The organism is Mycobacterium paraterrae, from assembly GCF_022430545.2.
GTDB lineage: Bacteria > Actinomycetota > Actinomycetes > Mycobacteriales > Mycobacteriaceae > Mycobacterium > Mycobacterium paraterrae.
Genome location: NZ_CP092488.2, coordinates 4,995,713 through 5,008,259, shown reverse-complemented (window position 1 = coordinate 5,008,259; position 12,547 = coordinate 4,995,713). Strand labels below are relative to the sequence as shown.

The window sequence follows — 12,547 nt, the reverse complement described above, 5'->3', positions numbered from 1 at the left end:
GTAGCGCAGCAGGCTCCGCGTGTGACGGGGCGGAGATGCTGCGCGACTGAAAGGTAGCGCAGCAGGCTCCGCGTGTGACGGGGCGGAGATGCTGCGCGATTAGATCAGTCCGCCGATGTTGCTGCCGACGGTCCACGCCGCGGCGGCGATCATCCCGGTGATCGACAACACGATCGCGATCCAGATGAGCATCATGCGCCGGGCCCGCTGGCGCTCGTACACGAACTCGGCAAGGTCGATGCCGGCGAATTGCGCTGCAACTAAGCCTTGCTCGGTCTCGACCGGGACGTCGCGGGTCAGCTGACGGGTCGGCCGGTGGGCCGGCGGCCGCCCGGCCGCAGACTGACTCAGCTCCGCGGTGCGGTTCTGATCGAGGGTCACGTCGTTTCGGCGCGCAGATGCCGAGCGGTGCTGGGCCGAGTTGCGCGGTGCCGGTACCCGGAATGCGGGCAGCCGCAGGGCGTCGACGATGGCGTCGAGCTCGGCGCCCATCTCCTGGGCGTCGGCGTAACGGCCCGCGGGGTCGCGTGCGGTGGCACGCTCGACCAGGTCGTCGAATTGCGCAGGCACGCCGCTGATCACGCTGCCCGGCGGCGGCACGTCGGTGTCTAGCCGCCGGAAGGCGACCGACAGCGAGGTGTCGCCGGAGAAGGGCGTCTGGCCGGTCAACAGTTCGTAGGCGACGATGCCGACCGCGTAGACATCGCTGCGGGGGCTGGCCATTCCGTCCTTGACCTGTTCGGGCGACAGGTATGCCGCGGTGCCGAGAATGACGCTACTCGAGGTGATTCCGGCTTCGGCGACCGCGCGCACCAACCCGAAGTCGACGAGCTTGACGTCGCCGTCGTCGGAGATCAGCACGTTCTCGGGTTTGACGTCGCGGTGCACCAAGCCGGCGCGATGGGCGGCGGCCAACCCGCCCAACACCGGGCGCAGTACCGCGGCGACGGCGTGCGGCGGCATCGGGCCGCGCTCGGTGAGCAGCTCGCGTAGCGTGCCGCCCTCGACGAGTTCCATCACCAGGAATGGGTGCCGGGCGTCCAGCCCCTGGTCGTAGACGGCGACCAGGCCGGGGTCCTTCAGGCGGGCCACGCTGCGGGCTTCCAATTGGAATCGGGTCAGGAACTGCTGGTCGCCGGCGTAGCGGGAATCCATCACCTTTAGTGCGACCGGCCGGTCCAGCCGCGTGTCCAGGCCGCGATAGACCGTCGACATGCCGCCAGTGGCGATCTTGGCCGCCACCCGATAGCGCCCGTCGAGCAATGCGCCTTCGAGGTCGTTGCTCGCCGCTGCAGTCACGCGCTCATCGTAGGCGGCGTCCGGCCCTGCGCCCGAAACCTTTACGCCGCGAGCACCGAACTTGCGGTCCGCCCGGCCGTACACTGTTCCGGTGAGCAGGATTCCGGCCGGGGAGGATGTTCTCGACCCCGACGAACCCACCTACGATCTGCGCAATGTCGCCGACTTGCTCGGCGTGGCGGTGACGAAAGTCCAGCAGCATCTCAAGGACGGACACCTGGTCGCGGTACGGCGGGCCGGCGACGTGGTGATCCCGCAGATTTTCTTCACCAGCAGCGGGGAAGTGGTCAAGAGCCTCCCCGGGCTGTTGGTGGTGCTGCGCGACGGTGGCTACGGGGACACCGAGATCGTCCGCTGGTTGTTCACTCCGGACCCGTCGCTGACGGTGACCCGCGACGGCTCGCGTGACGCGCTCAGCAATGCGCGTCCGGTCGACGCGCTGCACGCGCATCAAGCGCGGGAAGTGCTGCGCCGAGCGCAGGCTATGGCGTACTGACTTCCGCCGTTGGCGGGCGGTCCAGGACCCGCCAGACGAACACCGCGACGGCGGTCGCCAGCAGTACGTGCGGCCACGAGTACATGCCATGCGCGCCATCGGGTTTGAAGATGACCATGATCCACGTCGAAAACGCCCCGACCGACGCGACCGCGCGGCGTGACTGGGCGAGCGGAGCCAGCACGGCCAGCGGCCACGAGTAGTACCACGGCAGCGCGGCCGGAGCGAACAACACCACAACCAACATCACCCAGGCAATGCCGACGAGTGCCTCACGATCATCATGGCGGAAGCGCCACCACAACAGCGGCAGCGCTATCGCGATGATCGCCACCCCGATCACACGGGTAACTTGCAGCACCCCGTAGAAGCTCACCGCGAAGAACAGGCCGCCGACAGCGTGCACCAGATTCGCCGTCGCAGTCGGAACGCTCAGCCAGTTGATGATTTTCACCGAGCCGGCTAGCGCGGTCAGCCAGCCGAGGCCTACCCCGGCAACACCGGATAGTGCTGCGAACACCGCCACGACGATCGCGACCGACATCGCCGCTGTTGCCGAAAAGGCCTGCAATGGCCGGTAGTCACGGCGATCACGCAGATGACGCATCCACACCCAGACCATGAAGGGCAGCGCGAGTCCCGCGGTCGCCTTGACCGCCATCCCGACGGCGATCACCGCGATTCCGGCGACGTGACGTCGCTCGAAGGTCAGTGCGATGCCCGCGGCCATCAGGCCCACCATCAACATCTCGTTGTGCACGCCGCCCATCAGGTGGATGATCACCAGTGGGTTGAGCACGCAGACCCACAGCGCCACAGGCACATTCGCCCCGACGTGCCGGGCTATCCGTGGTGTCGCCCATACCAACAGGGCCAGCCCCGGCAGCATGCACAGCCGCAGCAGCATGGTCCCGGCGATCACGTGGTTGCCGACCAGCATCGTCACCAACCTGGCGATCATGATGAACGCCGGGCCGTACGGCGCGGTGGTGATCGTCCAGATCGGACTGACGTTGTCCAGCAGAGGGTTCGGGTTGTCGATCGGCCCGACCGCATACGGATCAAGCCCGTCGCGCAGCAGCGCCCCCTGAGCCAGATACGAGTAGGTGTCTCGGCTGAACAGCGGCACGGACAGCAGCAGCGGCGCAAGCCAGAACGCGGCGCTGGCCACCATGGCGTATTCGCTTGCGCGGCCTACCAATGCGCGACGGCCCAGCCACAGCCAGGCGCTCAGCATCAGGGTCACGCCGACCCACAGCAGCACCGACGACAGCACCAGGCCGTGACCAAAACGCAGCCAGGACAGATGCAACGACTCCAGCAGCGGATCGTGCTGTTTGGTGCTGCCCGAGCCCAACCCGCCGGTTGTGATCAGTGCCGCACCCACGAAACCCAGCAGCGCCGGCCGTCCCTCGTCGGCAGCGGCGAATTCCCGCAGCCGTGAAAGGGGTTGCCGGGCAGCGGTGCTCGAAGCCGAGTCGGGGGCCGAGGTCGGAACGGACATCGTGTCAGGCCGATCGGTTCGCGGAGAGCTCGGCGAGGTCGGCGAGCCCGGCCTTGGCCGCCTGGTGAATGGGTGCCTCGGCGACCAGATCGAGCGCACTGCGGGTGAGGGCGGCGATCTGCTCCTCGACCGAAGCCAGTGCGCCGACCCGTTCGATCACCGCGCGGAGTTGTCGCACCTGATCATCGCTCAGGTCGGTACCGACCGACGCGCGTATCAGCTTGGCAGCGGCCGGGTCTGACGCTTCAGCCAGCTCGAGCGCGGTGGCCAGCAGCACGGTTCGCTTTCCGGAGCGCAGGTCGTCACCGGACGGCTTGCCCGTCACGGCGGGGTCGCCGAATACGCCGAGCACGTCGTCGCGCAGCTGAAACGCCACACCCAGCTGGTTGCCGACCTCGTGGAAAAGCGTGTGGACATCGGGCCGGTCGGCCGCTGCGGCCGCCCCCAGTTGCAGCGGCCGGGCCACCGTGTAGGAAGCGGTCTTATAAGTGTTGACGGCCATCGCCGAAGCGATCGACTCCGCGGCGCTGGCTTCGGCCACGATGTCGAGGTACTGCCCGCCGAGCACTTCGGTGCGAATGTCGGCCCACACCCGGCGCACGCGGTTGTGGGCACCCTGCGGCAGTTCGACGCCGGCGACGATGTCGTCAGCCCACGTCAGCGCCAGGTCGCCGAGCAGGATTGCCGCCGAGACCCCGAACTGGTCGGCCGGCCCACGCCACCCGCTGTCGCGATGTAACGCGGCGAATCGGATGTGGGTCGTCGGCCGCCCGCGGCGGGTGGCCGAGCTGTCGATCACGTCGTCGTGGACCAGCGCTGAGGCGTGCAGCAGCTCCAGCGCGGCGAACAGCAGCAGCGCCTGGTCGTCGGCCTCGTCGTCACGAACAGCCCGCCAGCCCCAATAGGCGAACACCGGGCGCAGCCGTTTGCCGCCGCCGAGGACGAAGTCCTCCAGGTGGGCGATGAGTGCGTCGTAGTCCTGGCCGATGTGCGCAGCCTCGCCTCGACGCCGGCGCAGATAGCTACGCAACTGGTCGGTGACGGCGTCGGCCAGTTCGACGGTTGCCGCTGCTCCTGCGCTCAGCGCCACACCCCTTCCCGGTTCCTTGCGATGATGGCCCGCCAAGTCTATTCGGCGCGGTCACGTGCAGCGGGTTTTGGCGGCCGTAGGTGAACTCCGGCGGCGCGCTCGACCGTCGCCGGGTGGTCAGCCGAGCGGCGTCACTATGCTGTCGTGATGCCTGGCCCGGGTCTGCGGCGGGGGACTAGTCGTTGATTGAGGAGCAGCTCGTTGACTTTGAACACCATCGCGCTTGAGCTGGTGCCGCCGAATCTGGAAAGCGGTACGGAGAAGGCTCTCGAAGACGCCCGAAAAATGGTGCAGCTGGCGGCGAGCTCGGGCATCGACGGTCGGATCGGCCACGTGATGATGCCTGGGCTGATCGAAGAGGACGACGACCGTCCGATCGAGATGAAGCCCAAGCTGGACGTGTTGGATTTCTGGTCGACGATCAAGCCGGAGTTGCCCGGCGTGCGCGGACTGTGCAGTCAGGTCACGGCTTTCATGGACGAGCCGGCCCTGCGTCAGCGGCTCGGCGCGCTGGTCGGTGCCGGGATCGAGGGCATCGTGTTCGTTGGGGTTCCGCGCACGATGGCCGACGGTGAGGGCTCGGGGGTGGCACCCACCGACGCGCTGTCGATTTACCAAGAGCTGGTTGGCAATCGGGGCGTCATCCTGATCCCGACCCGCGAGGGAGAAACGGGCCGGCTCAATTTCAAATGCGAGCGGGGCGCCACCTTCGCGCAGACGCAACTGCTGTATTCCGATGCGATCGTGGGCTTTTTGACCGACTTCGCCAAGGAGACCAACCACCGCCCGGAGATCCTGCTCGGCTTCGGGTTCGTGCCTAAGCTCGAGGAGCGAATCGGATTCATCAACTGGCTGATCCAGGATCCGGGCAACCCCGCCGTGGCCGCGGAGCAGGCATTCGTCACGAAGCTGGCGAACACCGAACCGGCGCAACGCCGCTCGCTGATGCTCGATCTGTACAAGCGGATCATCGACGGCGTCGTCGACTTGGGCTATCCGCTGAGCCTTCATCTGGAAGCGACCTACGGGAACTCCGCGCCGGCGTTCGAGACGTTCGCCGAGATGCTCGATTACTGGTCGCCGGGCAGCTGATCAGCTGGACGAGGGGTCGCTCGGCTCGGCGATCTTGGGTGACCGGTCGCGGGTGTACCAGGCCAGACCGGCCACGGCGCCGGCGACCGCCAGCGACGCCAACGCCAGCCACAGCGCGGCATGCTGGAACGAGCGCGTGCTCGGGTCGGTGTAGCGCGCCTGCGCGGTCAGCAGGCTGACCACGCCGGGCTTCAGCTTCCACTGCACGGTCTGCTCGTCGACGCGGTCACCGTTGGTGGAGGTCACCGACCCCGGGAACGCCACCGACAGTTCCACGTCAGCGTCGGGATCGGTCAGCGACGTCAGATCCGCGCGTCCCTCCAGGATCACCAGGTCACCCGCGCGTCGTAGCGAGAGGTTGACGCCTTGGGCGTCGGAATTCATCCGCGCCAACTCGGGCAGTTCGGCAAATGTCAGGTCGGAGAACGTCGCCTGCGATCCGACGTAGCCGTCGCGGTCGTACTTGGACACCGCGACCTTTTGGCCGAAGGCCAGGTTGGGGTCGAGTTGCGGCCCGTTGTCTTTCTCGTTGCGAGGTTTCGACGCCGCGATGATGTCGCCGGACACCAAATCTTCGGGAGAGATGGTGATCGATGCTTTGATCCGCACGCAGCCGGCGAGCATCGGTATCGCCAGCAGCAGCAAGCCCCATGCCGTGAGGCGGCGAGCTGCCCGCCGCGCTGGGAAGATCCGGGACGAGAGCTGTATACCGCTGGCGCGCACCCGGTCATCGTGCCAGACGAGGACGGTGCCGGTGCCACTACAGCGGCAGCTCGCGTCCCAGGATCGCGAAAGCCCGTGGGTCGCCGGTGAAGTGGTAACCGCGGATGATGTCCATGAAGCCCAGTCGGCGGTATAGCCGCCAGGCCCGGTTGGCTTCGCCGTTGGTCTCCGGCGTAGAAAGCAGAACGTTGGCTTCGCTGCGCTCGGAAAGGAGTCGACGCGCCAGCGCCTCGCCGAGTCCACGACCCTGAGCCCGCGGGGTGATGTGCAGCTCGGTCAGCTCGAAATAGCTGGCCATCAGCTTGCTGATGTCGGGGTCGGGATAGCCACTGCGTTGCAGGCCCGCGACGACCTGCTGCTGCCACCACTGGTCAGGTGCGCCGCAGTAGCCGTAGGCCACGCCCAGCAGGGGCGCGTTGCTCAGCTCGTCCGATGACGGCTCCACCCCGGGCGGGGCGTCAACCTCGACCGCGGCCACCGCCTGCCAGCCGCGCCGCCGCGTGTGTTCGAGCCACATCGCGGCGCGCTGATTTTCGGTGCCGGGCGGATAGCGCATGGCGTCGACGTACACGCCCAAGGCTTCCGAAAGCCGCCGCTGCATGTCCTGCGGCGGCAGGTTGATGAGGAACGTCACCAACGTGCGGTCTCCTCTTCGGTCGTCCAGTGCGGTGCGCCATTTCATTATCGGGCGCGCCGGCACTGCGCGGCCCCCCGACCGTCACGATTACAATCAGCAAGCGAAGCGGTGGTAACGCGCAGATTGACCTCGTATCATTCTTATTAGTTGTCCCCGCAGCGGGCGCAGCCGTGCTATCGGTAATAACGTGACATGTTTTCGGCAAGGAGGGACGGATGCCACTCTCCGATCATGAGCAGCGGATGCTCGACCAGATCGAGAGCGCTCTCTATGCCGAGGACCCCAAATTCGCCTCGAGCGTTCGGGGCGGCGGGTTGCGTGCGCCTACGGCTCGCCGACGGCTGCAGGGTGCGGCGCTGTTCGTGCTGGGCCTCGCGATGCTGGTCTCAGGAGTGGCGTTTAAGGCCACCATGATCGGAACGTTCCCGGTCTTGTCGGTGCTCGGTTTCGTGGTGATGTTCGGCGGCGTCGTGTTCGCCATCACCGGACCGCGACTTGCCGGCCGCGGCGAGCGCTCGGGACCGGCCGTAAACGGACGTCAACGCCGAAACCGTAGTGGGGGCGGGTCCTTCACCAGTCGCATGGAAGACCGGTTCCGCCGGCGCTTCGAGCAATAGTCGGCGGGACATCCAAAGGGCAGCCACCTGGCTGCCCTTTTTTGTGCCCCACGGACGGGCCAGGTGGGCGAAGCGTCGACCATGCAGCCCCACTGTGCCCCACTTCAGGCTATAAACCCAGCTCACGGCCATCTTAGGGGGCTTGTGGCAGGGGTTGTCGTGACTCTCGTCAGCGACGACGGTGGCCGAGAACCTGCAGAAACGACACCAAACGGTGACATGCGTGTCGTTAAATGGAGCGAAGTGGGGGATTGTGGGGTATCGTGGCGGAAGTCGAAAGGCATGGAGGTAGCCAGATGTTTCTCGGCACCTACACGCCAAAACTCGACGACAAGGGGCGACTCACATTGCCCGCCAAGTTCCGCGACGCGCTGGCAGGGGGGTTGATGGTCACCAAGAGTCAGGACCACAGCCTCGCCGTCTACCCGCGAGCAGCGTTCGAAGAACTCGCCCGCAAGGCGAGCCAGACGTCGCGCAGCAATCCCGAGGCGCGGGCGTTCCTGCGTAACCTGGCCGCAGGCACCGACGAACAACACCCCGACGCGCAAGGCCGAATCACCTTGTCGGCCGACCACCGTCGCTACGCGAGTCTGTCTAAGGATTGCGTCGTCATCGGATCGATTGACTACCTGGAGATCTGGGACGCCGCGGCCTGGCAGCAGTACCAAGAAGCCCACGAAGAGAACTTCTCCGCAGCCAGCGATGAAGCACTCGGCGACATCATCTGAGGCGCGCGCCCGTGCAACGTGGCCTCTGCCCGAACCGACCCTGACGTACTTCCCCAACGCCAGGTTCGTGCCATCGGACAGGGACCTCGATGCAACGGGGCGCTGCCGGTCGCAAGCGCGGCGAAGCCGCGTGCAGCGGGCCGGCAACATCGGGACCTGCCGGTCGCAAGCGCGGCGAAGCCGCGTGCAGCGGGCCGGCAACATCGGGACCTGCCGGTCACGTCGGGAAGGTGCGCTCATGCCTGACGCCACTGGTGGTTTCGGCCATGTGCCCGTGCTGCTCGACCGTTGCTTCGAATTGCTCCGACCCGCATTAACCCGCCGCGATTCCGACGGATCGGGCGCGGTGCTCCTCGACGGGACGGTTGGTGCCGGTGGTCATGCTGAGCGCTTCCTCGCCGAATTGCCCGGTCTGCGCCTGATCGGTGTCGACCGCGATCCGACCGCCCTCGACATCGTCCGTGAGCGCCTTTCCCGCTTCGGGGACCGGCTCACCCTGGTGCAGACCAGGTACGACGGCATCGTGGATGCGTTAGCCGAATCGGGTTACGGCGCAGACGAATCCGTCGATGGGATGCTCTTCGATCTCGGAGTTTCCTCGATGCAACTCGACCGGGTCGAGCGAGGCTTTTCCTATGCGCAGGACGCGCCGCTGGACATGCGGATGGACCCGACCTCGCCCTTGACCGCCGCCGAGATCCTCAACACCTATGACGAGGCCGAGATCGCTGACATCCTGCGGCGCTATGGCGAGGAGAAGCTGGCCCGCCGCATCGCGACGCACATCGTCCGTCGCCGCGCACACTCGCCGTTCACGACGACCGCCGAGCTGGTCGAGGTCATCTACCAAGCCGTTCCGGCGCCGGCCAGGCGGACCGGGGGACACCCGGCCAAGCGGACTTTCCAGGCGTTGCGGATCGCAGTCAACAGCGAATTGGATGCCCTGCGCGACGCCATGCCCGCCGCGCTCGATGCCCTCGCCGTAGGCGGCCGCATGGTGGTGATGGCCTATCAGTCGCTCGAAGACCGCATTGTCAAACGCGTCTTCGCGGAGGCCACGACGTCGAGCACGCCGTCCGGCTTGCCCGTCGAATTACCCGGACACGCACCGCAATTCACGCTGCTGACCCGCGGCGCCGAACGTGCCGGAGACGCGGAAGTCCAGCAGAACCCGCGCAGTGCCGCGGTGCGATTACGCGCCATCGAGCGGGTGCAGTCGAAGTCGAACGCAGCGAGGAAGGGAGGCGCATGAAAGCGAAGCGTCCAGCGCACCCGGCCCGCGCCGGTGAACGGCGTGGTGGCTCGGTCAAGGCTTCGCGGGTGGCCGACGCGACGCCGGCTCGCCGCGGCCGTCCCCGCTCCGGAAAACCCACCGCACCGGCCCGCGAACCGCGTACGTCGCGGTCAGCGCCGCACACCTCACCGGTCGCCCGGCCGGTCGAGAAACCAGCACGCGCCAAGAGCGCGAACCAAGCCAAGGCCCGCGCCAAGGCACGGAAGGCCAAGGCGCCGAAGGTTGTTCGCCCTCCGCTACGCGAACGCCTGATCAACCGGTTGGCGTCGCTGGACCTGCGGCCGCGCACCCTGGTGACCAAGGTCCCGTTCGTCGTTCTGGTGATTGGTTCGCTGGGCGCCGGGCTGGGCCTCACCCTGTGGCTTTCCACCGATGCCGCCGAGCGGTCCTATGAACTCGGCAGTGCCCGCCAGCGCACCGAATTGCTGCAGCAGGAAAAGGAAGCGCTCGAGCGCGACGTACAAGAAGCGCAATCCGCACCCGCGCTGGCCGAGGCGGCTCGCGGCCTAGGCATGATCCCGACCCGCGATACCGCGCATCTGATTCAAGATCCCGCCGGCAACTGGGTGGTGGTCGGCACGCCGAAGCCGGCCCAGGGTGTTCCACCACCACCGCTGAACACGAAGCTGCCGGACGAGAAGCCAGCCGCGCCGCCGGCTCCACCGCTGAATGCGGTCGAGGTGCCGTCAGTCGTGTTGCCTGGCAACGGCCCTCAGCCCGTGCCGCTGGCGCCGGGGCCGAACGCTCAGGTTCGCACGCCCGACGGCGCAACCACCGTTGGTCCTCAGCACCTGCCGTCGCCGGACGCTCCGCTGCCCATGCCGGGTGCCGGACCGGGGCCGGTGCCGGGAATGCCTGTCGCGCCGGGCTTGCCTATCGTGCCGGGGGTGCCGCTGGCGCCCGGGACACAACCGCTACCCACTGCGCCGGCCGCGCCGGTCGTTCCGGTTGCTCCGGCACCGGCTGTGGCGCCCGCACCGATCGCTCCGGTGCTGCCGCCGCCGGCTGGCGCAGCTGTGCCGCTTGCCGGCGTGGCACCGCCACCCGCCGCGTCATCGCCGGCAGACTTACCAGGTATGCCGCATCACCCCGCGCCCGCTGGTCCGCTGGTCGGCGAGCAATTCGGTCCGCTGACGGTCACCCCGCCCGGCCCGCCGCGATGAATCGGCCTGCCTCATCGCGTAGGCCGCGCCGCGCCAAAGCCAGCACGCCCGACCGCTCGGCCCGCACGCGTCGAACCCGCCAGGCGGTAGAGGTGGCAAGCCGCGGTGCGTCATTCGCCTTCCGGCACCGCGTCGGCAACGGCGTCATCTTTCTGGCGCTGCTGATTGCCGGCGCCCAGCTTTTCTACCTCCAGGTCCCCAAGGCGGCCGGACTGCGCGCCGAGGCCGCCGGGCAGCTGAAGGTCACCGATGTCGAAAAGGCGGTCCGCGGCAGCATCGTCGACCGCAACAACAATCAACTGGCTTTTACGATCGAGGCGCGCGCTTTGACCTTCCAGCCGAAGCGCATCCTCAAGCAACTGACCGAAGCCAAGCAGAAGAACGCCAAAGCGCCTGATCCGCAACGGCGTTTGAACGAGATCGCGAAGGATGTGGCGACCAGGCTGAACAACAAGCCGGACAAAGCCACCATCTTGAAGAAGCTTCGTAGCGACGAGTCGTTCGTCTACCTGGCCCGAGCCGTAGACCCCGCCGTCGCGACCGCCATCACCCGTAAATTTCCCGAAGTCGGGGCCGAGCGTCAGGACTTGCGGCAGTATCCCGGTGGATCGCTGGCCGCCAACGTGGTCGGTGGAATCGACTGGGACGGGCACGGTTTGCTCGGCCTGGAAGACTCGATGGACGCCGAGCTGGCGGGCACCGACGGCTCGGTAACTTACGACCGCGGCTCCGACGGTGTCGTCATTCCGGGCAGCTACCGCAACCAGCACCGTGCGGTCAACGGGGCGACGATTCAGCTCACAATCGACGACGATATCCAGTTCTACGTCCAACAGCAGGTGCAGCAGGCCAAGAACCTATCGGGCGCCCGCAACGTCTCGGCCGTCGTGCTGGATTCCAAGACCGGCGAAGTCCTGGCGATGTCGAACGACAACACCTTCGACCCGTCACAGGACATCGGGCGTCAGGGCGACAAGCAACTCGGCAACCCGGCGGTGTCCTCACCATTCGAGCCTGGGTCGGTCAACAAGATCATCACCGCGTCCTCGGTGATCGAATACGGCCTGTCCAATCCCGACGAGGTATTGCAGGTCCCGGGCTCGATCAACATGGGCGGCGTCACAATCCACGATGCATGGGAGCACGGCGTGGCGCCGTACACCACCACAGGAGTTTTCGGTAAGTCGTCCAACGTCGGCACGTTGATGCTGGCGCAACGCGTTGGGCCGCAACGATTTTACGACATGGTCGAAAAGTTCGGCCTGGGTCAGCGCACCGGCATCGGTCTTCCCGGCGAGAGCGCGGGCCTAGTGCCGCCCATCGGGCAGTGGTCCGGCAGCTCGTTTTCCAACCTGCCGATCGGACAAGGCCTTTCGATGACACTGGTGCAGATGGCCGGCATGTACCAGGCCATCGCGAACGACGGCGTGCGGATGCCGCCGCGGATCGTGAAGTCCACGGTCAGCGCCGACGGTTCCCGCACCGAAGAGCCGCGCCCGGAAGGAGTTCGGGTGGTGTCGCCGGAGACCGCACGCACAGTGCGCAACATGCTGCGCGCGGTGGTGCAGCGCGACCCACGGGGTGTCCAGCAGGGGACCGGCTCGGCGGCTGCGGTCGAGGGCTACCAGATTGCCGGAAAGACCGGTACCGCACAGCAGATCAATCCGGCGTGCGGCTGCTACTACGACAACGTCTACTGGATCACCTTCGCGGGCATGGCCACCGTCGATGACCCGCGTTATGTCATCGGCATCATGATGGACAATCCGGTTCGCAATGCCGACGGAACGCCCGGCCACTCGGCAGCCCCGCTCTTCCACAACATCGCCGGATGGCTACTGCAGCGCGGGAACGTCCCGTTGTCGCCCGACCCGGGTCCGCCGTTGTTGTTGCAGGCCAGCTGA

The 12,547-nt window shown here is 67.0% G+C and carries 12 protein-coding genes; 7 read left to right on the top strand and 5 right to left on the bottom strand.

The window, feature by feature from the left end; genetic code table 11:
- Positions 1-99: 99 nt before the first annotated feature.
- Positions 100-1,215 (bottom strand): protein kinase domain-containing protein, encoded by a 1,116-nt coding sequence (locus MKK62_RS24115; protein ID WP_240263959.1) that lies wholly within the window; start codon positions 1,213-1,215, stop codon positions 100-102.
- Between the two features lie 175 nt (positions 1,216-1,390).
- Here MKK62_RS24115 and MKK62_RS24110 point away from each other — a divergent pair, with 175 nt between their 5' ends.
- Positions 1,391-1,795, top strand: coding sequence for an Rv2175c family DNA-binding protein (locus MKK62_RS24110; protein WP_240263378.1), 405 nt, complete (start codon positions 1,391-1,393; stop codon positions 1,793-1,795).
- Here the strand turns inward: MKK62_RS24110 and MKK62_RS24105 are convergent.
- Together MKK62_RS24105 and idsA2 are read right to left on the bottom strand one after the other, a co-directional pair.
- Positions 1,782-3,299: an alpha-(1->6)-mannopyranosyltransferase A gene (locus MKK62_RS24105; RefSeq protein WP_240263379.1), complete on the bottom strand. Its 1,518-nt coding sequence runs from the start codon at positions 3,297-3,299 to the stop codon at positions 1,782-1,784. The genes MKK62_RS24110 and MKK62_RS24105 overlap by 14 nt on opposite strands.
- A gap of 4 nt (positions 3,300-3,303) precedes the next feature.
- Positions 3,304-4,353 carry a bifunctional (2E,6E)-farnesyl/geranyl diphosphate synthase gene (gene idsA2 / locus MKK62_RS24100; protein WP_240263960.1) on the bottom strand — a complete coding sequence of 350 codons (1,050 nt, stop codon included), beginning with the start codon at positions 4,351-4,353 and terminating at the stop codon, positions 3,304-3,306.
- A 237-nt stretch (positions 4,354-4,590) separates the two neighbouring features.
- On the opposite strand from idsA2, the gene MKK62_RS24095 reads away from it, so the two are divergent.
- Positions 4,591-5,481 (top strand): mycobacterial-type methylenetetrahydrofolate reductase, encoded by an 891-nt coding sequence (locus MKK62_RS24095; RefSeq protein WP_240263380.1) that lies wholly within the window; start codon positions 4,591-4,593, stop codon positions 5,479-5,481.
- Here MKK62_RS24095 and MKK62_RS24090 read toward each other — a convergent pair whose 3' ends face one another.
- Positions 5,482-6,105, bottom strand: coding sequence for a DUF3153 domain-containing protein (locus tag MKK62_RS24090; protein WP_240263961.1), 624 nt, complete (start codon positions 6,103-6,105; stop codon positions 5,482-5,484).
- 136 nt (positions 6,106-6,241) lie between these two features.
- A complete protein-coding gene (locus MKK62_RS24085; protein WP_240263382.1) occupies positions 6,242-6,841 on the bottom strand; it encodes a GNAT family N-acetyltransferase in 600 nt (199 codons plus the stop codon).
- Positions 6,842-7,056: 215 nt separating this feature from the next.
- Here MKK62_RS24085 and MKK62_RS24080 point away from each other — a divergent pair, with 215 nt between their 5' ends.
- The 5 genes from MKK62_RS24080 (at position 7,057) to MKK62_RS24060 (ending at position 12,547) form a co-directional block, all read left to right on the top strand.
- Positions 7,057-7,458 (top strand): SCO2097 family morphological protein, encoded by a 402-nt coding sequence (locus tag MKK62_RS24080; RefSeq protein WP_240263383.1) that lies wholly within the window; start codon positions 7,057-7,059, stop codon positions 7,456-7,458.
- A 296-nt stretch (positions 7,459-7,754) separates the two neighbouring features.
- A complete protein-coding gene (mraZ, locus tag MKK62_RS24075) occupies positions 7,755-8,186 on the top strand; it encodes a division/cell wall cluster transcriptional repressor MraZ (RefSeq protein ID WP_240263384.1) in 432 nt (143 codons plus the stop codon).
- The gene (gene rsmH, locus MKK62_RS24070) at positions 8,161-9,438 is read left to right on the top strand and encodes a 16S rRNA (cytosine(1402)-N(4))-methyltransferase RsmH (protein ID WP_434084990.1); all 1,278 of its coding nucleotides are present in this window, start codon (positions 8,161-8,163) and stop codon (positions 9,436-9,438) included. Before mraZ ends, rsmH begins: the two co-directional genes overlap by 26 nt.
- Positions 9,435-10,643, top strand: a complete 1,209-nt coding sequence (gene ftsL / locus MKK62_RS24065; protein ID WP_240263387.1) for a cell division protein FtsL — start codon at positions 9,435-9,437, stop codon at positions 10,641-10,643. Before rsmH ends, ftsL begins: the two co-directional genes overlap by 4 nt.
- Positions 10,640-12,547, top strand: a complete 1,908-nt coding sequence (locus tag MKK62_RS24060) for a peptidoglycan D,D-transpeptidase FtsI family protein (protein WP_240263388.1) — start codon at positions 10,640-10,642, stop codon at positions 12,545-12,547. The genes ftsL and MKK62_RS24060 overlap by 4 nt, the downstream gene beginning before the upstream one ends.

What these genes read in the sequence shown, in the direction of transcription:
- MKK62_RS24060 (WP_240263388.1), top strand. Translation starts at nt 10,640, where the DNA reads ATGAATCGGCCTGCCTCATCGCGTAGGCCGCGCCGCGCCAAAGCCAGC.
- MKK62_RS24115 (WP_240263959.1), bottom strand. Translation starts at nt 1,215, where the DNA reads ATGTCGACGGTCTATCGCGGCCTGGACACGCGGCTGGACCGGCCGGTC.
- mraZ (WP_240263384.1), top strand. Translation starts at nt 7,755, where the DNA reads ATGTTTCTCGGCACCTACACGCCAAAACTCGACGACAAGGGGCGACTC.
- rsmH (WP_434084990.1), top strand. Translation starts at nt 8,161, where the DNA reads ATGAAGCACTCGGCGACATCATCTGAGGCGCGCGCCCGTGCAACGTGG.
- MKK62_RS24090 (WP_240263961.1), bottom strand. Translation starts at nt 6,105, where the DNA reads ATGCTCGCCGGCTGCGTGCGGATCAAAGCATCGATCACCATCTCTCCC.
- MKK62_RS24105 (WP_240263379.1), bottom strand. Translation starts at nt 3,299, where the DNA reads ATGTCCGTTCCGACCTCGGCCCCCGACTCGGCTTCGAGCACCGCTGCC.
- MKK62_RS24080 (WP_240263383.1), top strand. Translation starts at nt 7,057, where the DNA reads ATGCCACTCTCCGATCATGAGCAGCGGATGCTCGACCAGATCGAGAGC.
- ftsL (WP_240263387.1), top strand. Translation starts at nt 9,435, where the DNA reads ATGAAAGCGAAGCGTCCAGCGCACCCGGCCCGCGCCGGTGAACGGCGT.